This window comes from Bradyrhizobium sp. URHA0013 (genome assembly GCF_000518345.1).
GTDB lineage: Bacteria > Pseudomonadota > Alphaproteobacteria > Rhizobiales > Xanthobacteraceae > Bradyrhizobium.
Genome location: NZ_JADK01000016.1, coordinates 33,817 through 54,710 on the forward strand (window position 1 = coordinate 33,817; position 20,894 = coordinate 54,710).

General features: G+C 65.1%; 20 protein-coding genes. 13 read left to right on the forward strand and 7 right to left on the reverse strand.

Annotation, left to right across the window (positions count from 1 at the left end; all coding sequences use genetic code 11):
- Positions 1-127 precede the first annotated feature (127 nt).
- Positions 128-1,159 carry a LysM peptidoglycan-binding domain-containing protein gene (locus N551_RS0119635; RefSeq protein ID WP_027568346.1) on the reverse strand — a complete coding sequence of 344 codons (1,032 nt, stop codon included), beginning with the start codon at positions 1,157-1,159 and terminating at the stop codon, positions 128-130.
- A gap of 185 nt (positions 1,160-1,344) precedes the next feature.
- Here N551_RS0119635 and N551_RS0119640 point away from each other — a divergent pair, with 185 nt between their 5' ends.
- On the forward strand, positions 1,345-2,061 hold the full coding sequence (locus N551_RS0119640; RefSeq protein ID WP_027568347.1) for a hypothetical protein: 717 nt from the start codon (positions 1,345-1,347) through the stop codon (positions 2,059-2,061).
- Between the two features lie 138 nt (positions 2,062-2,199).
- Complete coding sequence (locus N551_RS0119645) at positions 2,200-4,863, forward strand: EAL domain-containing protein (protein WP_027568348.1); 2,664 nt, start codon at positions 2,200-2,202, stop codon at positions 4,861-4,863.
- Here N551_RS0119645 and N551_RS0119650 read toward each other — a convergent pair.
- Entirely contained in the window at positions 4,860-5,228 is a 369-nt protein-coding gene (locus N551_RS0119650; RefSeq protein WP_027568349.1) for a hypothetical protein, read from the reverse strand. The genes N551_RS0119645 and N551_RS0119650 overlap by 4 nt on opposite strands.
- On the opposite strand from N551_RS0119650, the gene N551_RS0119655 reads away from it, so the two are divergent.
- The 5 genes from N551_RS0119655 to N551_RS0119675 all read left to right on the forward strand — a co-directional run bounded on the left by N551_RS0119655 (position 5,206) and on the right by N551_RS0119675 (position 9,432).
- Complete coding sequence (locus N551_RS0119655; protein ID WP_197031170.1) at positions 5,206-6,165, forward strand: AraC family transcriptional regulator; 960 nt, start codon at positions 5,206-5,208, stop codon at positions 6,163-6,165. The genes N551_RS0119650 and N551_RS0119655 overlap by 23 nt on opposite strands.
- Before the next feature lie 98 nt (positions 6,166-6,263).
- Positions 6,264-6,554: a hypothetical protein gene (locus N551_RS0119660; RefSeq protein ID WP_027568351.1), complete on the forward strand. Its 291-nt coding sequence runs from the start codon at positions 6,264-6,266 to the stop codon at positions 6,552-6,554.
- 101 nt (positions 6,555-6,655) lie between these two features.
- Positions 6,656-7,861: an NAD(P)/FAD-dependent oxidoreductase gene (locus tag N551_RS0119665; RefSeq protein WP_027568352.1), complete on the forward strand. Its 1,206-nt coding sequence runs from the start codon at positions 6,656-6,658 to the stop codon at positions 7,859-7,861.
- 92 nt (positions 7,862-7,953) lie between these two features.
- Entirely contained in the window at positions 7,954-8,871 is a 918-nt protein-coding gene (locus tag N551_RS0119670; RefSeq protein WP_035961625.1) for an MBL fold metallo-hydrolase, read from the forward strand.
- Between the two features lie 201 nt (positions 8,872-9,072).
- Positions 9,073-9,432 (forward strand): hypothetical protein, encoded by a 360-nt coding sequence (locus N551_RS0119675; protein WP_027568354.1) that lies wholly within the window; start codon positions 9,073-9,075, stop codon positions 9,430-9,432.
- Positions 9,433-9,502: 70 nt separating this feature from the next.
- Here N551_RS0119675 and N551_RS39555 read toward each other — a convergent pair whose 3' ends face one another.
- Together N551_RS39555 and N551_RS38205 are read right to left on the reverse strand one after the other, a co-directional pair.
- Complete coding sequence (locus N551_RS39555; RefSeq protein ID WP_256379023.1) at positions 9,503-9,625, reverse strand: hypothetical protein; 123 nt, start codon at positions 9,623-9,625, stop codon at positions 9,503-9,505.
- A gap of 96 nt (positions 9,626-9,721) precedes the next feature.
- Positions 9,722-9,898 carry a hypothetical protein gene (locus N551_RS38205; protein ID WP_155809827.1) on the reverse strand — a complete coding sequence of 59 codons (177 nt, stop codon included), beginning with the start codon at positions 9,896-9,898 and terminating at the stop codon, positions 9,722-9,724.
- Positions 9,899-10,036: 138 nt separating this feature from the next.
- Here N551_RS38205 and N551_RS39560 point away from each other — a divergent pair, with 138 nt between their 5' ends.
- The 3 genes from N551_RS39560 (at position 10,037) to N551_RS0119700 (ending at position 12,628) form a co-directional block, all read left to right on the forward strand.
- Positions 10,037-10,168, forward strand: a complete 132-nt coding sequence (locus tag N551_RS39560; RefSeq protein ID WP_256379024.1) for a hypothetical protein — start codon at positions 10,037-10,039, stop codon at positions 10,166-10,168.
- A 123-nt stretch (positions 10,169-10,291) separates the two neighbouring features.
- Positions 10,292-11,416 (forward strand): beta-propeller fold lactonase family protein, encoded by a 1,125-nt coding sequence (locus tag N551_RS0119695; RefSeq protein ID WP_027568356.1) that lies wholly within the window; start codon positions 10,292-10,294, stop codon positions 11,414-11,416.
- Positions 11,417-11,740: 324 nt separating this feature from the next.
- Positions 11,741-12,628 carry an efflux RND transporter periplasmic adaptor subunit gene (locus N551_RS0119700; RefSeq protein ID WP_027568357.1) on the forward strand — a complete coding sequence of 296 codons (888 nt, stop codon included), beginning with the start codon at positions 11,741-11,743 and terminating at the stop codon, positions 12,626-12,628.
- Between the two features lie 250 nt (positions 12,629-12,878).
- On the opposite strand, the gene N551_RS0119705 is transcribed toward N551_RS0119700, so the two are convergent.
- Entirely contained in the window at positions 12,879-13,727 is an 849-nt protein-coding gene (locus tag N551_RS0119705; protein WP_027568358.1) for a caspase family protein, read from the reverse strand.
- Positions 13,728-14,152: 425 nt separating this feature from the next.
- On the opposite strand from N551_RS0119705, the gene N551_RS0119710 reads away from it, so the two are divergent.
- From N551_RS0119710 to N551_RS0119720, 3 genes are all read left to right on the forward strand, one after another.
- On the forward strand, positions 14,153-15,880 hold the full coding sequence (locus N551_RS0119710; RefSeq protein WP_027568359.1) for a hypothetical protein: 1,728 nt from the start codon (positions 14,153-14,155) through the stop codon (positions 15,878-15,880).
- Between the two features lie 212 nt (positions 15,881-16,092).
- Positions 16,093-16,833, forward strand: a complete 741-nt coding sequence (locus N551_RS0119715) for a thermonuclease family protein (protein ID WP_027568360.1) — start codon at positions 16,093-16,095, stop codon at positions 16,831-16,833.
- A 107-nt stretch (positions 16,834-16,940) separates the two neighbouring features.
- The gene (locus N551_RS0119720; protein WP_027568361.1) at positions 16,941-18,128 is read left to right on the forward strand and encodes an alanine--glyoxylate aminotransferase family protein; all 1,188 of its coding nucleotides are present in this window, start codon (positions 16,941-16,943) and stop codon (positions 18,126-18,128) included.
- A 211-nt stretch (positions 18,129-18,339) separates the two neighbouring features.
- On the opposite strand, the gene N551_RS0119725 is transcribed toward N551_RS0119720, so the two are convergent.
- A complete protein-coding gene (locus N551_RS0119725; protein ID WP_027568362.1) occupies positions 18,340-19,446 on the reverse strand; it encodes a hypothetical protein in 1,107 nt (368 codons plus the stop codon).
- Positions 19,446-20,882 carry an MBOAT family protein gene (locus tag N551_RS0119730; protein ID WP_027568363.1) on the reverse strand — a complete coding sequence of 479 codons (1,437 nt, stop codon included), beginning with the start codon at positions 20,880-20,882 and terminating at the stop codon, positions 19,446-19,448. The genes N551_RS0119725 and N551_RS0119730 overlap by 1 nt, the downstream gene beginning before the upstream one ends.
- Between the last annotated feature and the right edge of the window lie 12 nt (positions 20,883-20,894).

Consider the following 20,894-nt stretch of genomic DNA (forward strand, 5'->3'; position numbering starts at 1 on the left):
ACCTTGGCCCTCCTCCGGCGCCAAGCGCGCATCGCGTCACATCACAACGACGCGCGAGGGAACCAAATGTTCCGGAAGCGCACAGGGCAAAGCGTCGCAACGCGCACCGGGCAGAGCCGATGCGCCGTCACTCCGCCTTCTGCGGCAGCACGAAGGTCTGGCCGGGATAGATCAGATTGGGATTGTGGATCTTGGCGCGGTTGGCGTTGTAGATCACGGCAAAGCGGGCGCCGTCGCCGTAAGCGAGCCGGCTGAGCGCCCACAGGCTGTCGCCGCGGGAGATCACCCGGCTGCCGCCTGTTTCCGCCGGTGCACCACTGACGATTTCCGCCGGCGAGGCCGATGCAACGGTCGTGGCCGCGGGCGCCCGCGCCATGACCCCCGACCCGCCCTTTGGTTTCGGTGCGCCCATCAATCTCGGCCGGGCCGCAGGCCTGTCCGATAAAGATGCCACCACATCCGACTTGTCGTCGGGCTTCTCGGCCTTCGCTTCCTGCTTCGTCTCTTGCCTCGCGGCCGGTGCAGGGCGCGCGGGCGGCGGCGCGGCTTCGGCGATCACCACCGGCATGCTGCGGCCGGATTGCGTGACGGTGCCGTCAGGCGATTTCGCCCGCAGGGTGAGCTCATAGGAACCGGCGGGAAGCTGCGGCGGCGTCATCACGAATTGGCCCGACGCATCCGCCACCACCGTGTCGATCGGCTTGCCGTCGCGCAGCAGCTCGACCTTGGCGCCCGGCGTCGCCTGGCCCGCGATCACCGCCGCCTCGCCGTGGTCATCGACGCGCGCGACGTCGAAACGGGGGCCGGTATCGGCAACCGCCGGCGGCGGCTTGACCGGTGCAAGATCGGCAAGCGCGGCCGTGACCTGCTTCTGGGTTTCAGCCAATGCACCCGCCTTCGGTTCGGGGGCCGGCGCCGGAGATGCAGCTGGCGCCGGCGGCGCGACCGCGGCGAGCTTGGGCTCTTCCGGCTTGAGTTCCGGCTTGGATTCGACCTTGGGCTCGACCTTGGGCTCGACCTTGGGTTCCGGCTTGGCGGCGATGTCGGTCTTCGCCCCTATCGGCAGCAGGCGACGCAGCTCGGTGGGGCCGATCACCAGCACGGTACCGCCCACCGCGAGCAGACAGAATGCAATGAAGGCCTTGGATGCGGTCACCATCGGAAACGAACCTTGATCAGGAAGAACCTTGCAAATCAATCGAGCCGGCAAGGTGCGCCGTTTTAGCCACGGCAGCAAGACGGTCGATAGGATGATGAGCCGGCGCCGGGGATGAACCGGCGCACCCCCGCCGACGTCAAATGATCGAGGCCGCATCGCGGTATTTTTCTCGAGGAATTTTCACCGTGAACGCATTTTGCCGTCCCGCACAATTGCCGGTACTTGGGCTGGTGGTGGGGCTCGCGCTTGCCCCGACGCTGGCCGCAACTCCGGGGCTCGCCGCGTCCGGCCCGCCGCCGGATTACATCCTCACCGGAAATGCCGATCTCGCCTTCACCTCGCCCGACGGCGCCACTGGGATCGAGCAGTACATGAAGGATAGCGGCGATTTCGACGTCAAATGGCAGGCCTGGGCGAGGCGTGGCGAACAGATGACGGAGCTGAAGCCCGAGCAGGGTTACGGCGCCGGCTTCCGCTTCACGCCCGACTCGCAATGGCTGGTGCGGATGCAGAAGACCGGCTCCGGCGAGCAGGACCTCTATCTCTACCATGTCGAGAAAGGCGCCTTCGTCAGCGCGACGAAGACGCCGTTCAGCGACTTGGCCTGGGCCTATTTCCACAGCCGCCCGAACACCGGGAAGATGAAGCTCGACTACCACATTTCGGCCAATCTCGTGAAAGGCACCGAAGAGGCTTATCGCGGCCTCGGCGTGCACTGGCCGGACAACCGTTACCTCGTCATCTCGCTGTCGGGTGAAATGGACAAGCACCCGAAGAACGTCGCCGTGAAGGGGTTGGCCGACTGGCGCTGCCGCTATGATCTCAAGACCGGGACCTTCGACGTGCCGGCGATGTTCGCCAGGACCAATGCGGAAGCGTTGAGATGGGAAATCCGACGCTGAGGGAACCATGGCCCACCGCGCCTTCAGACAGCGATGGAACCAACCCTCTGATTACGCTCCGATTCATGTTTTCCTAACCCTTACTGGTAACGCGGTCTTGTCGGTTTTGCCGCATCTTGCATCCCACGGGAGGGCTGCATGGGCACATCGATCCGATGGAGCGCGCGCATGCGCGCGTTGCTGCGCCGTTGGCGCGGCGCGCCGCTGACATGGCTGATCGCAGGCGGCTTCGTGCTGATGGCCGCAATGGCGATCGGCACCGCGCTTACCGTCGACCGCTTCCGGCAGAATGCAATCGAAAGCGGCCGCGACAGCCTTGAGAGCGCGGTCCGGTTGCTTGCCCGCCATTTCGACCGCGAGTTCGAGGACTTCGCGGTGCTGCAGAAGAGCATCATCGCCGAGCTCGAAAGCCACGGCATCGAGTCCGCTGATGTCTTCCGCAGCGAGATGGGCACGCTCGCCGTGCACGAAGTGCTGCGCGCCAGAGCCAGCGGCTGGTCGGACGTTGCCGGCGCCAATTTGTTCGACGCCAAGGGCGTGCTGATCAACTCGTCGCGGCGCTGGCCGGTCGCCGATGTCTCGGTCGCCGACCGCGGCTATTTCAATCGCCTCAAGAACGACCCGGCTTCGCAGGAGGAGGTCGAGGTCGTGCCCGGACGGTTGGGCAGCGGACCGGCGATCGTGTTCGCGCGCCGCGTCTCCGGTCCTCACGGCGAATTCCTTGGGCTGGTGTCGCGCGCGATCGCGCCGGACCAACTCGAATCCTTCTTCGCCTCGAGCGGGCTCGGCGAGGAATCCTCGATCGCGATGCACCACCAGAACGGCCAGTTGCTCGCGCGCGTTCCGCATGTGGACGCGATGATCGGGCAGAATTTCCGCAATGGAACGTCCGAGCAGATGGCGGTGTTCGAGCGCACCTTCGTCACGACCCAGCTCGCAAGTCCGATCGACGGCAAGGATCGCATCGTCGCCGCACGCCTCCTGACCGGCGAGCCGCTGGTCGTGGTTGCGACCAGGTCGCTGGATGCGACGCTGGCGACATGGCACACGCAAACCAAATTCTTCGTGGCCGTAGCCGTGCTGTCGATCGGCCTACTCGTGCTCACGCTCTATTTCATCTTCCGCCAGATGACCCGCCGGCTCGCCGTGGAGAAGCACCAGCTCGACACCGCGATGAACACGATGACGCAGGGTCTCCTGATGTTTGACCAGGACGAGCGGCTGATCGTCTGCAACCGGCGCTACATCGAGATGTATGGCCTATCGGCCGACGTGGTGAAGCCCGGCGCGTATTTCCGCCAGGTGATCCAGCACCGCCACGACACGGGTTCGTTCCACGGCGACGTCGATTCCTATTGCGACGGCATTTTGGGCAATGCCGGGCAGACGCAGAGCACGATCGTCGAGACCTCCGATGGCCGCCTGATCGAGATCAAGAACCAGCCCGGCGCCGCCGGCGGCTGGCTCGCGACCCATGACGACGTCACCGAGCGCATTCGCGCCGACGAGCGCATCGCGCATATGGCGCATTACGACGCGCTGACCGACCTGCCCAACCGCGTGCTGATGCGCGGCCATCTGGAGCGGCGTGTCGCGGAGCTTGCCCAGGGCAAGCCGTTCGCGATCCTCTATATCGACGTCGACGAGTTCAAGGGCGTCAACGATTCGCTGGGACACGAGGTCGGCGACGAGCTGCTGCGCCAGGTCGCGAACCGCCTGCGCGCCTGCATCAGCGGCAACGACATGGTGGCACGGTTGGGTGGCGACGAATTCGCAATCGTCAAGGCCGGCACCCGCGACGTGGCCGAGCTGACGGCGCTGGCCGAGCAGATCCTGAAGGCGCTGCGCGCGCCCGTAAACTACAATGGCCAGGAAATCCCGACCGATGCCAGCATCGGCATCGCGATCGCGCCCGACCACGGCGACAATCTCGACGATTTGCTCAAGCGCGCGGATCTCGCGATGTATGCGGCGAAATCCGAGGGCCGCCGCACCTTCCGCGTTTTCGCGCCCGCATACGACGCCAAGGCGCGGCTGCGCCGCCAGCTCGAGTTCGATCTGCGCCAGGCGCTGGCCCGCGGCGAGTTCGAGGTGCACTACCAGCCGCTGGTCGATCTTGCGGCCAACGTGGTCACCGGCTGCGAAGCGCTGCTGCGCTGGCACCATCCGGAGCGCGGCATGGTCTCGCCCGCCGACTTCATCCCGGTTGCGGAAGAAACCGGATTGATCGGCGAGATCGGCGAATGGGTGCTGAGGCAGGCCTGCACCGAGGCCGCCTCCTGGCCCGGCGACATCCACATCGCGGTCAATGTTTCACCGGTGCAGTTCCGCTCGCGGACGCTGGCGCTGAAGGTCGCAGCCGCGCTCGCCGAGTCCGGTCTCGCACCCGGACGGCTCGAGCTCGAGATCACCGAGACGGTCCTGATCCGCGACGACCAGGAGGCGCTGACGATCCTGCAGCAGCTGCGCGAGCTCGGCGTGCGCATTGCGCTCGACGATTTCGGCACCGGCTATTCGTCGCTGAGCTATTTGCATCGCTTCCCGTTCGACAAGATCAAGATCGACCGCAGCTTCATCTGCGACATCGGCCAGTCTGAAGATTCCTCGCCGATCGTGCAGGCGGTGGTGCACATGGCCGCCGCCCGCCACATGGCGACGACCGCCGAAGGCGTCGAGACGGAAGCGCAGCGCGCGGTGCTGCTCCAGCTCGGATGCAGCCAGATGCAGGGCTGGCTGTTCAGCCCGGCCGTGCCGGCGGCGAAACTGAAGCAGCTGTTGTCGGCACAGGCGGCCGCGGCCTAGCGCGCCCCGGTCATCGCCGTCGCCTCCGTTTGGAGGATTTGTCGCCGAGCCGGGCAAGGCTTGTCCGTCTTGAAATCCAACCGTTCCACGCCACGAGCGTGCCCGATCGCGACATCGATGTGGCGGTCGTGTGGCGGCCTGCGCCCTTTTCTCACAAGCACTTCTCCTCCCCGGCCGCTCACCGTGCGTTCGCGAAAGCGCGGGCCGGCTTGGAGCAGGATCGGGCAAAGCATGGCGGGTTCAGGAAATACGCACCGCAACCGCGGCGCATAGAACACGCGCCGTTCCGTACAAATACGGACGACTGATCGAAAGCCCGAGCTGATCAGCAGGAGCCACACCATGACCGGGAACACTGCACTCATGCGCAATCCCTCGCACAAGGGCTTGCCGCCCGCACCCGACGCACAGCCTGACGACCGCTCGACGTCCGAGCGGCGCGCCGCCGACGGGGAGATGGCGCGCGTGCTCAGGACCCAGCCGTTTCGCATGGCGCTGCACTCCTCCGGTGCCGGTATCGCGCACTGGAAGCATGATCCGCTGCACGACGTCGTCGAGCCCATGCGCCACCACGTGATCATGGCGCATAAAGGCGTGATGCAGCGCATGGAGCGGCGCTCGGGAAGATCGATCGCGATCGGCACGTTTCGTCCGGGGGTCGTGAACATCGTTCCGGAAGGGTCGAGCTCCCGATGGGACATTCCGAAGCCCGTCGACGTCGTGCAGCTTTACCTTCCCGACGCAACGCTGCAGCGCATCGCCGGCGAGGCCGGGACCGCCGGGCCCGCCGAATTGATTGAGCGAACGGCGCATCCCGACACGATCACGTCCCGACTGCTCCTGAGCGCGGCGGATTCGCTAGAGAGCCATGGCGTCCTTGATACGCTATTCCGGCATCAGCTCACGGATCTTCTGGCCACGCGCCTTCTGGCTGCGCATGCAGGGTCGCCAACCACGTTCCAGCCGACCATGGGCGGACTGGCGCCGAAGGTCCTGCTCCGTGCGATCGAACGATTGCGCTCCGACAGCGAAGCGGACGTCTCGCTCGATGCGCTGGCGTCCGATGCAGGTTTGTCGCGCTTTCATTTCTGCCGGTCCTTCAAGGAGAGCACCGGGCTGTCGCCGCATGCCTGGCTTCGCCAGCACCGGCTCGAGCAGGCCATGAATATGCTGCGGGAGAGCGACGAATCGATCGTCTCGGTCGCCACGGCGCTTGGTTATTCCTCGCAGACCGCCTTCGCCGCGGCATTCAAGAAGCTGACGGGCGAGACGCCGAGCGATTGGCGCCGGCGCGTGCGTTAGCAGCAATCTCTCGACAGCGACGGCAATCGCGCTGGGGCAACGGCAAATCGGGTCGGCTACATCATCTCCATGTCCAGACCAATCGAGGGAGACCAAAGATGACCTGGAAAAACTTCGTCAGTCGACGGTTGATCTCATCACGCCGCCGGAGCCTCGCAACCGCGACCTTGTACGGACTCTCGCTGGCCGTTCGCTTCACGTCGGCGACGGGCGAGGAAGTGGAAATTCCGGCTTACAACATGCACCCGGCACAGCCGCCCGTTTCCATCATGATCCGAAATGGCCCCGGGCTTCCCTATCAGGACTGGAGTCGAGGTGAGCTTCAGCCCGTCGTCTTGGGCTACGGCCAGCCGCCGAGATCGGTGATGGCACGCTGCATCGGGCCCTAAGCCAGCGACCCAACCCACCCACGCGCCGACGCCGGCCGCTGCCCTGAACGCAGCAGCGCGGTCGCGCGCGGTCTTTCGAACAGCAACCAAGGAGAAAATCCATGCGACTCGTCATCATCGGCGCCGGCTTCGCCGGCATGTACGCCGCCCTTTCCGCAGCGCGACTGCGCGACATCCGGGGCGTCTCGCCGCAAGATCTGCAGATCGCGATCGTCTCCCCGGAGCCGACGCTGGTGGTCCGTCCGCGGCTCTACGAGCCGAAGCCGGAAACCCTGACGGCCCCGCTGCTCGAGGTCCTCGAGGCGATCGACGTCGACTACATCCAGGGCAGCGCCGAGACGATCAACACCGAGGCCCGAACGGTGCAGATCACGCCCGCGAAGGGCCCGCGAAAGACACTGTCCTACGACCGCCTGGTTGTGACCACCGGCAGCCGGCTATTCCGTCCGAACATTCCGGGCCTCGCCGAGCACGGCTTCAGCGTCGATTCGCTCAACGATGCCGTTGCGCTCGACAAGCATCTGCATGGCCTCGCGGCGCGGCCTGCCGTGAACGGACGCGACACGGTCGTCGTCGCCGGCGGCGGCTTCACCGGGATCGAGGCGGCCACCGAAATACCGGTGCGGCTGCGCGAAATCCTGGGCCCCAATGCCAGGACGCGCGTCGTCATCGTCGATCGCAACACTGCGATCGCACCCGACATGGGTGCAAGCGCCCGCCCCGTCATCGAGGAAGCCTTGCGCAAGGTTGGCGTCGAGACACGGCTCGGTGCCGGCGTCGCCGCGCTCGACGAGACCGGCGTCACCTTGTCCAGCGGTGAGCACATCGAAACCGAGACGGTGATCTGGGCGGCGGGCATGCGTGCAGCGCCGCTGACCGGGCAGATTCCCGCCGAGCGCGACAATTTCGGACGGTTGCTAGTCGATCGCTGCTTGCAGCTGCCAGGCGTTCAGGGTGTCTTCGCGGCCGGCGACGCAGCACGCGCCGCCTGCGACGACGAGGGCAATTACGCACTGATGTCGTGCCAGCACGCCACGCGAATGGGCGCCTTTGCCGGCAACAATGCCGCGGCCGAATTGCTTGGCGTTCCGACCAGGCCCTACCACCAGAAGGCCTACGTCACCTGCCTGGACCTCGGCGAAGCCGGCGCGCTGTTCACACGCGGATGGGAGCGCAAGATCGAGCTGGTCGGCGACGTCGCCAAGAAGACCAAGCGTGAGATCAACACCGTCTGGATCTATCCGCCGAAGGCGGAGCGCGCCCTGGCGCTCGCGTCGGCCGATCCGGAACGAGTGACCAGCCTCTAGCGCACCAAGCGATCACGGCTGCGCACTCCCCCGGCGGCGCTGCCTGCTCAACCACCAGCCGGAAGCCCCTATCTTTGAAACAGGAGACCAACATGAATCTGCACAACACCTCGTATCCCGTGTCATCGGGACCCGAAGAGCTCGTTCCGTCGCGCTACGCGCTGAAGATCGGCGAGATCGACGTGCTGGTGGTGAGCGACGGCGTGCTGCCGCTGCCGACCACGATGCTTGCGCACAACGCCGACCCGGCGGTGCGGGCGACCTGGCTGCACGACATGTTCCTGCCGCAGGATGCTTTCGACTGGGCGCTGAACGCCGTCATGGTCCGCAGCGGCGGCAAGACCATCCTCATCGACGCCGGGCTGGGCTCGGACCCGAACTTGAACTTGCCGCGCGCCGGGCAGTTGATCAGGCGACTGGCGGCCGCGGGCATCGATCTTTCGGCGGTGACCGATCTGGTGCTCACCCATCTGCACATGGACCACATTGGCGGGCTGCTGGTCGACGGCGTGAAGCAGCAGCTGCGCAAGGACCTGCGGATTCACGTCGCGGCCGCAGAGGTCAAGTTCTGGGAAGCGCCTGATTTCTCCCGCACTGCCATGCCGGAAGGGTTCCCGGACGCGCTGCGATCGACCGCCAAGCGGTTCCTGAAGGAGTACGGCCCTCAGCTGCGGCTGTTCGATGACGAGCAAGAGATTGCGCCTGGCGTCGTCGCCCGTCGCACCGGCGGTCACACCCCCGGACACAGCGTGGTTCGCATGGCGGCCGGCGACGACGCGCTGACATTCGCCGGCGACGCCGTGTTTGCCGTCGGGTTCGAGCAACCCGACTGGCACAACGGTTTCGAGCACGACCCCGAGGAGGCCGCGCGCGTTCGCGTTCGTCTGTTGCGACAGCTTGCCGAGACCGGCGAAATGCTGGTGGCCACGCACCTGCCGTTCCCGTCCGTGGGCCGGGTGGCTGCCGACGGCGAGGCCTTCCGATGGGTGCCGGTGTTCTGGGACTACTGACCGCTTGCCGGGTTAGAGCCGAAGCAGGGCGCGGACTCGATAGGTCCGCGCCCTTGAAAATAGGATCAAACATCGACCCTCGCGGTTATCGCCCCGCTGAGACGGCTGGAACCGGTCGGCGGCGCCAGCCAGCATTGCGTCACGTGCCGCGCAGGCGGCTCCTCGTCTGCGCTCGTGCGCGCGCGAATCGAGCGAGGCGATATGGCGATCGCGGCATTCAGGATGGTCACTCTCGTAGCGGTTACTGCCATGATCGGCCCATCCGTGCAGGCCCGCGACGACGGTCGCTACGCAAACTCTCCCCTCAAGGGCTGGTTCGAGAGCCTGCACAGCAAGGGCGGCGGTCCCTGCTGCGCCGACGCCGACGGCACCGCGCTGGACGATGTCGACTGGGACACGAGCAACGGACATTATCGCGTGCGACTCCTGGGCGACTGGATCGAGGTGCCCGACGACACCGTCATCACCGAGCCGAACCGCGCCGGCCGCACCATGGTCTGGCCGTATTACGTCAACGGCCGCGCCAAGATCCGCTGCTTCATGCCGGGCAGCATGATTTGAGATTTTGAGTTCTGATGTCCCGGCTCGGCCCAGCATACGATGATGCGCCGCTGAACCGGCCGGCGCGGGCTCACTTGACCTGCTTGGCCGCGTGGATCTCGACGAACTCGGCATCGGGATGCGCGACGATGGTCGCGAACATGATGCCGCTGATGATGAGCGACCAGGCGGTGTCCCAATAAATCCAAAACACGTGCCAGCCTCCGTTTCGATCTGCTCCGCCCGCGGGATCAGGGTAACGGCAAGGCGAGGCTGCCGTTCCCAGTGCGCGGGCGGCGCGGGCGAGGTGCTATTTTGGTTTGGTCGGCGCGGAGTTGGGATCGGTTTGGCCGGTGTGGCGCTTTGCCACGACGTCCTCGTCGCGCTCGCCCTGACGCGGGCGCGGCGGCAGCTTGGGCTGGCCGGCCTGACCGCCATGCTTGCCGCCCATGTCGGGCTTACCTTCGAGATCGTTTTCACGGGGCATGCCGGTTCAATGCGCTCGCGCGGCATTGGTTCGGTTCGGCTGTGAACGAGTTCATAGGATCGCCGCGATTTGCAGTGCACGATAGCCAGGCCCGCCCCCGGGAGCATTCTCATTCATATGACTGACGGATACGGCCTGATGCGGAAGCCACTCGTCGCCTGGACGATCCTGACCTGCGCGCTGCTCGCGGTCACCGTGTGGACCGTGCTCGGGCCGCCCCACGTCCCGCCCGGGCCCCATCTGCCCTCCCGCACAGCGGCGATACGGTAGATCTCCCACCGATACCATTTCGGCATCGATCGATCCCAATTGGAGTTTGGTGCGGCGGGGCGGCTGCCGCTATCCTCGCCGGCAAAAGGACAAATGCCGCACCGGCATCCCAGGAGGACCCCCATGGTGAGATCGACCCGACGCAGCAGATCCGGCGTACCCCGTGCCGCGATCGCCACCACGCTCGCTTTCCTCACTCTCATTTCTGGAGTCCGCGCCGGCATGGCCGAGACCTTCGCCTATGTCGGCAACGCCGACAGTAACGACATCAGCGTGTTCAAGATGGCCGAGAACGGCGAGATGACGCCCGTGCAGACGGCCGCCTTCACCGGCGTCGAAAAGCCCGGCTCCTCGACGCCGCTCGCGATCACGCCCGATCATCGCGTGCTGATCGCCGGTGTCCGCTCGCAACCGTTCGTTGCGGTGAGCTTTGCGATCGATCCCAAGACGGGCCAGCTCAGCCATATCGGCAACGGCCCACTCGCCGACAGCATGGCCAATATCGCCATCGACCGCGGCGGCAAATTCCTGTTCAGCGCCTCCTATGGCGGCAACAAGGTCGCGCTGAATCCGCTACTCGCCAACGGCGTCGCAGGCGAGCCGAAGCAGGTGATCCCGACCGGGCTGAACGCGCATGCTTTCCTGCCCTCGCCCGACAACCGCTTCGCGTTCGCGACCAATCTCGGCTCCGACCAGATCCTGGCCTTCACATTCGACGCCACGACCGGCACGCTCACGCCGAGCGATCCGCCGGCTCACAAGGTGCCGGAGAAATCGGGGCCGCGGCATTTCGTGTTCCACCCCAACGGCAAGTTCGTCTATCTCCTCCACGAGCTGAACGGCGACGTCGCGGCGTTCGCTTATGAGGCCAAGGGCGGCGCATGGGACGAGATCCAGCGCACCAGCGCGCTGCCGGAAGGATTTACCGGAAAGCCCTGGGCCGCCGACATCCACATCACCCCCGACGGCCGCTTCCTCTACGCCTCCGAGCGCACCACCAGCACGCTCACCGCCTACAAGGTCGATGCGACAAGTGGCAAGCTGACCACGATCGGCAGCGTGCCGACCGAGAAGCAGCCGCGCGGCTTCCACATCGATCCCGGCGGGCGCTACCTTGCCGCAGTGGGCGAGCTCTCCGACAGCATGACGGTCTATGCCATCGACCAGAGCAGCGGGGCACTCGCCAAGCTGAAATCCTACGCCACCGGCAAGAAGCCGAACTGGGTGGAGTTCTTGAGCCTGCCGTGAGACCGCTCCTCTGCGGGACGAGTTCGGCCTGCATGGTTCGAGACGCCCGCTTTGGCGGGCTCCTCACCATGAGGGCCTGACATCGCGCCGCGAAGCACGACCTCATCCCGAGGGCGCGCCGCAGGCGGGCGTCTCGAAGGATGGCCGCCGGGACGGTGGAAGACAGCGAACCTTGGCGCCGGTCCCGAAGACTAAATCAACGGGCGGCATCGCGGCGCCCGTGCTGCGGCGGCATTCTCATCCGGCCGGCCCTGATGTGCCATTGGCTCGCAGCGATCGCTTCTGCTAACGATGAGGCCGTCAAGGCCCCAACCGGAATGACCCATGCGTTCATTGCCTGCGCGTTCTGTTTCCAGACATCTCGTTGCGCTCGCCGGACTGCTGTTGCTGTCGGCCCAGCCCGCTGCCGCCGCCGATGACGACGCGCCCAAGGGGCCGGCGGTCACGGTGTTGAAGGTCGCAAAATCCTGTTTCTCCGACATCGTCGAGGGCACCGGCACGATCATCGCGCGCGAGGCAAGCTCGGTGCGGCCGGAGCGGCCCGGCCTGAAGGTGACGGAGGTGCTGGCGGAAGCCGGCGACACCACCACCGCAGGCCAGGTGCTGGCGCGGCTCGCACTGCCCGAGGGCGGCACGCTTCAGGTCACCGCCCCCGTGGCAGGCGTGATCGCGACGTCGACCGCGCAGATCGGCAACCTCGCCTCCGCCAAGGGCGAGGCGCTGTTCACGATCGTGGCGCGCAGCGAGTACGATCTCGTCGCTCTCGTCGCGACCAGCGATATGCGCAAGCTCGCGGTCAACCAGGTGGCGACCGTGCGCATCGCCGGCGCCGGCGATATCGACGGCAAGGTGCGCCGCATCGGCCCGACGGTCGAGCCGAACATCCAGCAGGGCATGGTCTATATCGGCATCTCCGCGCAAAAGCGGCTGTTGCTGAATGCGAGCGGTCGCGCGCTGATCAAGTCGGGCCAGAGCTGCAACGTCGCGGTGCCGCTGACCTCGGTGCAGTATTCCTCTGCCGGCACCGTCGTGCAGGTGATCCGCCGCAACCGCGTCGAGACCAAGCGCGTCGAGGTCGGACTGATGTCGGGCGGCAATATCGAGATTCGCGACGGCCTCAACGAAGGCGATATCGTCGTCGCCCGCGCCGGCGCGCTGCTGCGCGAAGGCGACCCGGTGCGCACGGTGATGGCCACGGAAGCGGCAAAGTAATCGCCACGATCGTCATTGCGAGGAGCAAAGCGACGAAGCGATCCAGAATCTTTCAGCGGAGATTCTGGATTGCTTCGCTGCGCTCGCAATGACGGTGGAGAGGCAGATGTACGTTAAACACGCAGATCGTAGGGTGTGCAAAGCGAAGCGTGCCCACGTCTTCTATCGACCGCGTCTTCTATCGAAATGTTGGAAAGATGGTGGGCACGGCGCGTTGCGCCTTTGCCCACCCTACAAGACCTAAGAAAAACTAGCCGCCGGCTTCGCCGAAATGGACGTCCTCGAGCAGCGAGGAGGAGACGGTCGGGACCTGGTCGCCTTCGCTGGCGCGGGAGATCGCAAGGCGGGTCTTGTTGAAGACGCTCTCGGCGCTGCCCTGGGCATTGAGGTTGTTGAGGAACTCGCTGACCAGCACGCTGTGCTCGCCCTTGCCGTCGTCGACGACCTTGCCGGGCGAAGCCGAGGAGAGGATCAGCGCATTGTCGGTCGCGCTGATCGGCGCGAGGCCGTGGCTGTAGGAGCGGAAGCGGCGCTCATAGGGATTGCGGCGGGAGGCGTCGACCACGACAAGCTTGGCCTTGGCGCCCTGCTCCTTCATCATGTCGAGCACGCCCTCGATGGAAACGCCATGACGGCGGACATCGCTTTCCTTCCAGATCACGGCATCGACCGGCAGCATGTAGCTCTCGCGGCCGGCCTGCACGCCGTAGCCGCCGAAGAACAGCATGACGACGGTGTCGCGCTTGATCCGGGACTTCAGGCGATTGACGGCGCGGACCATGTCGTCCTTGGTCGCGTCTTCCACCATGTCGACGTCAAAACCGTTCTTGCGCAGCGACGAGGACAGCGCGCGGGCGTCGTTGATCGACTGCGTCAGCGGCGCGTTGGCGTCGGGGTAGTGCCCATTGCCGATGACGAGGGCGAGACGCGAGGCCTGGCCGATCGAGCCGGTGACCTGGTCGGTCGAAACGGCCTTGGCGGCATCGAACGCCCGCATGTTGAGGGCAGCATGGGCGCCGATCACGAGCGAGACCGTGCCGATGAGGGCTGCGGCCACCGCAATCGTGCGTCGGGAAATGTCGAGCTGCGTTACATTCATCTCGCGTCATTCCTGTCAGTGCCAAAGACCAGCCAAGCACGCGCACACTGTTTGAGTAGCGCGATAGCGTCTTTGGGTTTGAGGGATTGGCCGGGGGTGTGCCCCCGAATTGCGCGCAATTTGCGGCGCCGCACCAAACAAAGCCTTAACCGGATATCGCCTCCCCCGCAATAGATCGCCGAAAATTTGACCTAAGTCTCTGGAAACGTGCGATAATTTGCATCGCCCAATATGTGATTTTTTTGCGTCCCCGTAGCCTTCCGGAGCCCGATTATGCAGGCTTCGTGCCGGCTTTTTCTGTGACTGTCATCACATTTGTATTTCCTGCGAATCCGGGTAGCTTTTTCAACGACTTGCAGGGGGTGGCACGCGGCTGGGAGCGTGCCGGCCGGCCCCCCGGCCAATTCCCGCGACCAGGTTATTTCATGAGCTTTCAATATTTTGCCGGCGCCGCCTGCCGGGCGCTGACGGCGCGGAAGGACGGCCCCTCGCTTTACGACGTCTGCGATCCCGTACTGTCTGTTGCGGCCAGCGGCGATCCGCATCTGGCCAAGTTCTACAAGACGGCGCTTGGCAATCCCGCACTGCGGGTGCTGCTCCGCCGGGCCGGACTGCCCGAGCTGCGCGACGAAGGCAAACTGGCCCGGCTGCGCGAGGCGCTGGTGCGCGCCCGCGACGAGGCCGAGCCTGATTGGACGGCGGTCGGCCAGCCCGTTGCCGATCTCGTCGACAGCATCGCGCTGGCTCATCCCAAGCCGCCGCCGGCCATGTTCACCGGCGCCATGCCGCAACCATCGCAGATCGACGGCGTGATCCGCGATTGCGCGCAGCATCTGCTGGGCTCGTACCGCAAAAATGGCTTTCTGCCGACCTACGCCGCGTTCAACCTGATCGGCGATCCCGATTTCCGCGGGCGCGAGCTGACCATGGCGCTCACGGGCCTCAACGCGCGCGGCTACAAGAACTCCTCGCTGCTGTTCAACCTCGCCCGGGTCTTCATCGCGCGGTCACCGGCGCGCGCTGTCGTCAATCCGCCCTGGCGAGGGGTTGCCGAACCGATGTGGGAGCCGGTGCAGATCCGCCACCGCTCGGCCTATTACGACGCGTTCTTCATCGAGGCGCTGTTGAGCTACGTCGAGACCGGTTTGGCCTCGTCCGCCGACAAGATGTCGGCGGAGCGCGCGGTCGCCGACATGGTCGATTTCTGCGTCAACATCAGCCGCGAAGAGGTCGAGGGCATCGACGGCGCGCGGTTCAACGTCATCACCGCGCTCGCGCCCGCGCCGCATCCGCGCTTCTCGCGCTACTTCGCCCAGATCAAGCAGGACCTCGGTTTCGGCGTCTACGTGCCGGATTGCGACACCACGGCGTGCTCGATCTCCGCGGCGACGCAAGCCGGCTGCACTGATCCGATCCTCGACCAGCCGCTGCTGGATTTCTACGCGGGCTATCAGGTACAGGCGGGCGTCAACGAGCCGCGCGTGACCGTGCCGATCAACGACAATATCGACTATGAGGGCGGGGTTGCGACCTGGATCGACAATCTCAAGGGCGAGCGGCCCTATGGCAATGATCTCGATCCGACGCTCAATCTCGACATTCTCGAGGTCAGCTTCCGCAATCTCGCGCGCTGGAAAGTATTGGAAACGCCGGCGCGGCTTGCCACCGTTCATCGCATCATCGGCTTCCAGAAGCGGCTGGCGGCGAGCGGCGCCTTCGCCAATCCGCGCTCGCACATCTATTATTTACCGGAGCTCTACAGCGCCTATTTCGGCCGCTGCTACGCCGCCTTCCTGGCGCTGCCGCTGGGGGCGCAGGCGATCATCGATCCCGACGGCGATTTCGATTTCATCCGCCACCGCGTGCTCTCCTACGTCAAGGGCGAGCTGATGGCCGCCGAGATGAACGTGTTCGACGCAGCGCTCGCCCTGATCGCGCTCGGCCATCTCGGCGCCGACCCGCGCGCCTTTGCGCCGGCGCTGAACGTGATCGTCGCGAGCCTCGGCGAAGGCGGTCGCCGTGGCCCGTTCCGCGCTTATGAATGGAACAAGATGAAGACGCCGACGCGGATTTTGGTCGGCGGGCCTGAGGTCACGTCGGCGTTCGTGCTGATGGGGCTGGCGGTGGCCAAGCGGGCGATGGCGCGGGGCTAGGTTTCGCAGGGCGGGTTAGCGAAGCGTAACCCACCACTTCTGCCGCCGTGGAGACGAAAGAGGTGGGTTACGCCTTCGGCTAACCCGCCCTACAAAACTTCGCCCGATGACAGTAAGTTGAAAGCCCAACTGCCAGGCATATGCTGGCCGGGCGGACAAAAGCCGACCACAATTGCGAGGTCTATCGCAATTTTCATCACACGCGGACCGGCATGTTGCGAAAATTCCTGATTGCGCTGTCATTGCTTGGCTTCTCCTTGCCCGGCTTGCCGTCGCCGGCTGAGGCCGCCGACATCACCGGCACCGCTAAGGTTCGCGCCGGCGACGCCGTGATGATCGGCAACACGCGGATCAGGCTCGGCGGCATCGACGCGCCTGCGGTGGACCAGCTCTGCCTCAACAACAAGGGCGAGCGCTGGACCTGCGGCATCGCGGCCCGCGACGAGCTTGCCAAATACGCCGACGGCAAGAACTGGGTCTGCCATGCGAGGTCGATCGACCGGCGCGGCCGCACCGTGGCGCGCTGCGATGTCGGCGGCGAGGATATCCAGAAATGGCTGGTGCGCGCAGGCTGGGCGCTGGCCTATACCCGCATGTCGCACGACTACGAGGTGGACGAGAAGGCCGCGCGGGAGGCCAAGGCCGGGATGTGGCAGGGCGCCTTCATCGCGCCCTGGGACTGGCGCGAGCGCAACAAGAAGACCACCATCCTCGGCGCCACCAAGCCGCCCGACGGCGCGCATGCGATCCTGCTCGCTTCGGCTTCGGGCCCGGTCGCGCCCTCGCCGGACTGCACCATCAAGGGCAATGTCAACTCCGCCGGCGAGTGCATCTATCACCGGCCGACCAGCCGCTGGTATGCGCAGATCAAGATGAAGATCAGCAAGGGCACGCGCTGGTTCTGCTCGGTGGAGGAAGCTGAAGATGCGGGCTGCCGCGAGACTAAGAGATAACCCACGTCAGACCTGCGTTTTCCGGCCTTTTCTTGCACCGCAGCGCCGCGTAAAAGTGTGAATCAGCGACCCACCATCCTGTTCTCAGGCAACAAGGACCAACAGCAATGACCGTTCGCGCGGGCCGGGAATTTCTGGCCATCCCCGGGCCCACCAATATGCCCGACGAGGTGCTGCGGGCGATGCATCGTCCGGCGATCGACATCTACTCCAAACAGATGACCGATCTGACCGAGAGCCTGCTCAGCGACATCTCGAAACTGTTTGCGACCAAGGGCAAGTCCTACATCTACATCGCCAACGGTCACGGCGCCTGGGAAGCAGCATTGAGCAACGTGCTGTCGCGCGGCGACAAGGTGCTGGTGCTCGAAAGCGGACGGTTTGCAATCGGCTGGGGCCATGCCGCAGCGCTGATGGGTGCCGAGGTCGAGGTGCTCAAGGGCGACTGGCGCCGCGCGGTGCGGCCGCACGAAGTCGAGGAGCGCCTGCGCCGCGACAAGGATCACACCATCAAGGCCGTCGTCGTCGTCCAGGTCGACACGGCGTCCGGCGTGCAGAACGACATCGAGGCGATCGGCAAGGCGATCAAGGCGAGCGGCCATCCGGCGCTGTACATGGTCGACACTGTGGCCTCGCTCGGCTGCATGCCATTCGAGATGGACAAATGGGGCATCGACGTTGCGATGTCGGGCTCGCAAAAGGGCCTGATGACGCCGCCCGGCCTCGGCTTCGTCGCGGCCAACGCGCGTGCGCTCGAGGTCCAGAAGACCGCCAACATGAGCACGCCCTATTGGAGCTGGAGCGAGCGCGAGGGCAGCGAGCATTATCGCAAATATGCCGGCACCGCGCCGGTCCATCTGCTGTTCGCGCTGCGCCAGGCGATCGACCTGCTGCACGAGGAGGGACTGGAGAACGCCTTCCGCCGCCACAGCCTGCTCGGCGAAGCCGCACGCCGCGCCGTCGGCGCGTGGTCTGAAGGCCAGGTGCTCGGCTTCAACGTCGCGGAAGCCAGCGAACGCTCCAACACCGTGACCACGGTGACCATGAGCAACGGCCACGATCCGGCAATCCTGCAACGCTATTGCAAGGAGAAGTGCGGTGTGGTGCTCGGCACCGGCATCGGCGATCTCTCGGGACAAGCCTTCCGCATCGCCCATATGGGCCACGTCAACGCCCCGATGCTGCTCGGCACGTTGGGGGTGATCGAGGTCGGGCTGAACGCGCTGAAGATCCCGCACGGCAAAGGCGGGCTCGAGGCAGCGGTTGCCTATCTCGGCGAAGAGGTGGCGGTGTAGGCGCAAGCCGGAAACTCCGCTGTCGTCCCGGCGAAGGCCGGGACCCATACCGCGTGATCCATCCGTGACGCACGGTGTCCGTACCGCGGAAAGAGCTTTAACTGCGAATCTTCGCCAAACTCCTCCCTGGGGTTATGGGTCCCGGCCTTCGCCGGGACGACGGCGGACTGTTTGGCTACGCTGTGGCCTCATATTGGCAGAGGCCAACGCTTCACCGCGGCAAGCGATACGCCTCGACCTGCGCCTTCAACGCCTCCAGCGACGCAAGCGGCGCCTCCGGATCGACCCGATATTCCCCACGCGCCAGCCACGACAGCACCTTCGCATCGATGACCGGCGAATGGTGGATGACGTCGCCGTAATTGTCGAAATCGTGCGTCACGTCCTTGATCGCCCGGAAATCGTACAGGCGCACATTGGGGAGCTGCGTCAGGCGCTGCGCAATGACGGCCGTGAGATCGGTGACGATCTTCAGCGTCGCGGGCGAAGCGTCGCGCATCGCGACGAATTGCAGGATCGAATAGGGCGGGAAGTAGATGTCGAAGGTCACGTCCGGATGGCGCGCGATCAGGCCGACGGCGTCATGCTCGAAATGCCGCACCATCGCGTCGTAACGATAGCCTTCGCCGAGAAAGCGGCTGCGTACGGGATCGGTGATATAGGCGAAGGCCGCGAGCGTCCTTTTCGCATTGTAGGCGCGCGCCACGTCGATATCGCGCGGCAACGCATAGATGTCATCGACATCAGGCAGCGCGAACTTGATCGGCAGATAAGGCGCGGCCCGGGTCAGCGGCTGCCGCAGCGGCGGAACCGACCGCAGCAGCGCAAACAGGGATTCCTTCGCCATAGCCGCGCTGAACAGGTAGGACGCGATGCCTTTTGCCGTCCCGCGATAGAGATCGGCGGAGAGATAAGGATCGGTCTCGATGTCGGCCGCATCGACAAAGATGAAATCGTCCATCGCCCAGATCACGCGCTTTGCGCCGCGGTCGATTGCCTGCTCCAGCACAAACCCCTGCTGGCGCGAATTGGAGCCGGTCATCGCCAGCTTGAGCGAGTGCACGCCCAGCGCATGGTCGATATCGCTCTGGCGGAAATGGATCGCGAGCGAGGTGCCCATGAAGGCGGTGTCGAATGGCTGGCTGCGGATCAGCCCGGCATTCTGCACGCGCGTGTCATCGGAATAGAACGGCGCGACGAGGCGCGAGGGGCGAAACAGTTGCAGGGGATCGATGACATAGGTGAGCGCAGCCGCCCCCAGCACACACGCGATGCTCGCGAGGAGAAGACGCCCTGGATGTGTGAACGCGCCTTGCATCAGAACCGGAAATAGATGAATTCGCTGTGGCTCTGGATGCCCAAAATCCCGAACGCAAGCACCAGCGACGCACCATACAGGACCAGCGGGCGCATCCGTCCGGCCATCAGGCCGTCACCGACCCTGCGATTGGCGTGGTCGTACCCCATGATTCCTTGCGTGTTCGGTGCCAGCCACACCAGCGTGGCATAAATTGCGACCATCACCGACGCCGCAATCTCCTCGCGCCCGAACACGATGTTCGAGGGATCGGCCATCGCATTCAGAATCCGCATGGCCCAATCGACCCGTTCGGCGCGGAAGAAGACCCAGGCGACAACGACGGCGAGGAATGTCAGCACGGCCCCGGCAACGCGAACTGGGCGCGCGAGCAATTTTGGAACATCCGGCACCAGCGCATTGAAAGCGTGATTGACGCAGAGATAGGCGCCATGCAGCGCGCCCCAAATGACAAACGTCCAGGCCGCGCCATGCCAGAGCCCGCCGAGCAGCATCGTCAGCAGCAAGTTGACGTAGCGCAGCACGCGGCCGCGCCTGTTGCCGCCGAGCGGGATGTAAAGATAGTCGCGCAGGAAGTGCGACAGCGTCATGTGCCAGCGCCGCCAGAACTCGACGATGCTGGTGGCCTTGTAGGGCGAGTTGAAATTGACCGGCAGGAAGATGCCGAACATCAGCGATATCCCGATCGCCATGTCGGAATAGCCGGAAAAGTCGAAATAGAGCTGGAAGGTGTAGGCGAGCGCGCCAAGCCAGGCCTGGTCGAAGCTCGGCGCGCGCGCATCGAAGGCGAGTGCGACCAGCGGCTGGATGCCGTCGGCGAGGCACGTTTTCTTGAACAGCCCGATGGCGAAGATGATGATTCCGCACAGGATCAGATGCGCGTGCGGCTGCTTGGTTTCCTCCCGTTCGAATTGCGGGATCATGTCCTTGTGGTGGAGGATCGGTCCCGCGATCAGATGCGGAAAGTAGGTCACGAACAGCGCGTAATGCGGCAACGCATAGGCCGCGACCTGCCCGCGCCAGGCGTCGACCAGGAACGCGATCTGAGTAAAGGTGTAGAAGGAGATGCCGACCGGCAGCAGGATGTGGACCGCAAAATGCGTGCCGGCCAGCACATTGATGTTCTCGACGACGAAGCCGGCATATTTGAAGATGCCAAGCACCAGGAGATCGCCGGCGACGCCGAGAGCAAGTGCCGCCTTTCGTTGCGACGGAGCAAGCTTCGCCACGATGAGGAGGTGGCCTATGCCATAGTTGAAGGCGATCGATATCAACAACAGGGCCACGAACTGCCAATTGCCGATGGCGTAGAAGGTGAGCGAGGCCACCGCCAGCCAGATCACCGGGGCCAGATTGCTGCGCCGCCCGAGCCAGAAATAGCCAGCCAGCGCGGCCGGCAGGAACAGCAGGATGAACGGGTAGGAATTGAACAGCATCAGGCTGGACCG

Bases quoted from the DNA above. Each gene is read 5' to 3' on its own strand.
- N551_RS0119635 (WP_027568346.1), bottom strand. From the start codon at position 1,159: ATGGTGACCGCATCCAAGGCCTTCATTGCATTCTGTCTGCTCGCGGTG.
- N551_RS0119645 (WP_027568348.1), top strand. From the start codon at position 2,200: ATGGGCACATCGATCCGATGGAGCGCGCGCATGCGCGCGTTGCTGCGC.
- N551_RS0119655 (WP_197031170.1), top strand. From the start codon at position 5,206: ATGACCGGGAACACTGCACTCATGCGCAATCCCTCGCACAAGGGCTTG.
- N551_RS0119650 (WP_027568349.1), bottom strand. From the start codon at position 5,228: ATGAGTGCAGTGTTCCCGGTCATGGTGTGGCTCCTGCTGATCAGCTCG.
- N551_RS0119660 (WP_027568351.1), top strand. From the start codon at position 6,264: ATGACCTGGAAAAACTTCGTCAGTCGACGGTTGATCTCATCACGCCGC.
- N551_RS0119665 (WP_027568352.1), top strand. From the start codon at position 6,656: ATGCGACTCGTCATCATCGGCGCCGGCTTCGCCGGCATGTACGCCGCC.
- N551_RS0119670 (WP_035961625.1), top strand. From the start codon at position 7,954: ATGAATCTGCACAACACCTCGTATCCCGTGTCATCGGGACCCGAAGAG.
- N551_RS0119675 (WP_027568354.1), top strand. From the start codon at position 9,073: ATGGCGATCGCGGCATTCAGGATGGTCACTCTCGTAGCGGTTACTGCC.
- N551_RS38205 (WP_155809827.1), bottom strand. From the start codon at position 9,898: ATGCCCCGTGAAAACGATCTCGAAGGTAAGCCCGACATGGGCGGCAAG.
- N551_RS39560 (WP_256379024.1), top strand. From the start codon at position 10,037: ATGCGGAAGCCACTCGTCGCCTGGACGATCCTGACCTGCGCGCTGCTC.
- N551_RS0119695 (WP_027568356.1), top strand. From the start codon at position 10,292: ATGGTGAGATCGACCCGACGCAGCAGATCCGGCGTACCCCGTGCCGCG.
- N551_RS0119700 (WP_027568357.1), top strand. From the start codon at position 11,741: ATGCGTTCATTGCCTGCGCGTTCTGTTTCCAGACATCTCGTTGCGCTC.
- N551_RS0119705 (WP_027568358.1), bottom strand. From the start codon at position 13,727: ATGAATGTAACGCAGCTCGACATTTCCCGACGCACGATTGCGGTGGCC.
- N551_RS0119710 (WP_027568359.1), top strand. From the start codon at position 14,153: ATGAGCTTTCAATATTTTGCCGGCGCCGCCTGCCGGGCGCTGACGGCG.
- N551_RS0119715 (WP_027568360.1), top strand. From the start codon at position 16,093: ATGTTGCGAAAATTCCTGATTGCGCTGTCATTGCTTGGCTTCTCCTTG.
- N551_RS0119720 (WP_027568361.1), top strand. From the start codon at position 16,941: ATGACCGTTCGCGCGGGCCGGGAATTTCTGGCCATCCCCGGGCCCACC.
- N551_RS0119725 (WP_027568362.1), bottom strand. From the start codon at position 19,446: ATGCAAGGCGCGTTCACACATCCAGGGCGTCTTCTCCTCGCGAGCATC.
- N551_RS0119730 (WP_027568363.1), bottom strand. From the start codon at position 20,882: ATGCTGTTCAATTCCTACCCGTTCATCCTGCTGTTCCTGCCGGCCGCG.